Source organism: Winogradskyella ouciana, from assembly GCF_009709615.1.
Lineage (GTDB): Bacteria > Bacteroidota > Bacteroidia > Flavobacteriales > Flavobacteriaceae > Winogradskyella > Winogradskyella ouciana.
Window position 1 is genome coordinate 1 of sequence record NZ_WJYA01000143.1, and the last position, 265, is coordinate 265.

The window sequence follows — 265 nt, forward strand, 5'->3', positions numbered from 1 at the left end:
CAAAACCACTCTTCACCATATGCCGGTGAAAATCATCCTGAATGGCTTTCATCTTCAGCTTGCCGTTAAAGAAATCTTTAGCAGAAAGCCGGCCATCCTCGGTGATCGGCACAATCCCGACATGCATATGCGGGGTCGCTTCATCCATATGTACCGTGGCATACAACATGTTTTCCGGACTGTATTTCTCTTTCAGATGATCAGCCGCCGCTTCAAAGTAGCGCCGCTGCTCCGTCTCGCTCAATCCGTTCATGTAGTCAGGACT

General features: G+C 49.4%; 1 protein-coding gene. It reads right to left on the minus strand.

From position 1 onward, the window contains the following. Positions 1 to 265, minus strand: a 265-nt coding sequence (gene mobV / locus F1003_RS18825; RefSeq protein ID WP_235898423.1) for a MobV family relaxase, incomplete at both ends; no start/stop codon positions are given.